We start from the raw sequence: 1,565 nt of genomic DNA on the forward strand, positions 1-1,565 counted from the left end.
CTAGTATTTTAGTGCTATATTTCGCCAACTTTGCTTCCAAAAAGCGAGCTGGACTGATGATATCGCTACTAATTCCTATTATAGTCTTAGTTCATCTCAACAGAAAAAGAGATACTGCCCTCATCCTCTGGTTTTCTACAGCAATTTTGATAACTGTAGTATTAATTTCTCCATTACTCAATCTTCAAACATCAGCCGCTTCAGTCTCTGAAGACGGTGAAATCCCTGATCTGACTTCCTATTTCTTCTCGATTTTTTCTCCAGATTACTGGCAACACAACTTAGAAGCTCAGCGGGGTTGGGCAGCCAAGACTATTGTTAATGGTTTAATGAATTCAGGAGGCTGGTTTGGCTTTGGTCCAGAGCCTGGTGCCTTACAAAGAGGAATAGAAAATTCGGTGATTCTATCCCCAGATGAACAACGGCATTTATCCTGGCATGTGGAACTCCTGGAAGATGCCTACTGGTTTGCCTTCTTGGGATATTTTGGAATTGTTGGTTTGGGAATTTTTTGGCTAATCTTGCTACGGCTTTACCAAACCTCTCAATCTCTGATTAAATCTTCTTCATCCCTTGAATACAAATCCCTTGGGGTGATGCTTTGTACTATAATTATTGTTTCTTTCTTTTACACCTTTGTGGAAAGGACATTTAAACTTCGACCCTTTAGTTTTTATTTTTGGTTACTGGCTGGATTGGTAGTTAATTCCTGGTCTGTTCAACAAAGGAGTAGGGAGTAGGGAGTAGGGAGTAGGGAGTAGGGAATAGGGAGTAGGGAACAGGGAACAGGGAATAGGGAATAGGGAATAGGGAATAGGGAACAGTATAAAAGAAAGACAAGCATTTTTTTGTTATGCTTAATCCTTACTGCTGATATACTACTTATCATACTGTTACCAATTACCTTATCACCTTATCACCCCATTAGCCCATCATGATTGATCATCAACCAAGAGTAGAACAAATATTTGTAGTGGAAAACTCCCGTAGTGGAACTACTCTGATGGGTCTAATCTTGGGATTAAATTCAGAGGTTTTCACCTTTGAGGAACTCCATTTTTTTGAGCAGTTATGGTCCGAGGAACATCGAGCCTCTTACCTGACTCAGGCAGAAGCAGAACAGCTAGCCGCTCGCCTCCTATCAATTCAGCATAGTGATGTTCTGCGTCCAGGGGATCCCAGTGACTTTAGTGAAGAAGCCAAAGCAATTATTTCCCAGTTTCCGGAGCAAAAGCTCACCTCTGGGGATGTCTTTAAGGTATTTTTGGGATACAAAGCTGGCAAAAACGGTAAGAAGATTCCTTGTGAGCAAACTCCGCGCAATGTTTTATACATAGCTGAAATCCTAGAGCTTTATCCCGAAAGCCGGATTATTAATATGGTTCGTGACCCCCGAGACGTACTGCTTTCACAAAAATATAAGTGGCGAATCAAATTCCTGGGTGCCAAGAATATTCCCTATCGAGAAGCCTTCCGGTCTTGGTGCAATTATCATCCCTTTACCATCTCAAAACTTTGGAATGCGTCGATTAACGCTGCTGAAAAATTTGCCAATCATCCGCGAT

Annotated in this window: 3 protein-coding genes; 2 read left to right on the top strand and 1 reads right to left on the bottom strand. The window is 41.5% G+C overall.

All coding sequences use genetic code 11. The features are described 5' to 3' along the window. On the top strand, positions 1 to 740 hold a 740-nt coding region (locus F6K53_RS41355; protein ID WP_293086161.1), incomplete at its 5' end, for a hypothetical protein. Here the strand turns inward: F6K53_RS41355 and F6K53_RS41360 are convergent. Beyond that, positions 719 to 844 carry a hypothetical protein gene (locus F6K53_RS41360; RefSeq protein WP_269086987.1) on the bottom strand — a complete coding sequence of 42 codons (126 nt, stop codon included), beginning with the start codon at positions 842 to 844 and terminating at the stop codon, positions 719 to 721. The genes F6K53_RS41355 and F6K53_RS41360 overlap by 22 nt on opposite strands. A 90-nt stretch (positions 845 to 934) precedes the next feature. On the opposite strand from F6K53_RS41360, the gene F6K53_RS41365 reads away from it, so the two are divergent. After that, positions 935 to 1,565, top strand: a 631-nt coding sequence (locus F6K53_RS41365) for a sulfotransferase (RefSeq protein ID WP_293086164.1), incomplete at its 3' end; no start/stop codon positions are given.

The organism is Moorena sp. SIO4A1, from assembly GCF_010672065.1.
Lineage (GTDB): Bacteria > Cyanobacteriota > Cyanobacteriia > Cyanobacteriales > Coleofasciculaceae > Moorena.

What these genes read in the sequence shown, in the direction of transcription:
- F6K53_RS41360 (WP_269086987.1), bottom strand. Translation starts at nt 844, where the DNA reads ATGCTTGTCTTTCTTTTATACTGTTCCCTATTCCCTATTCCCTATTCC.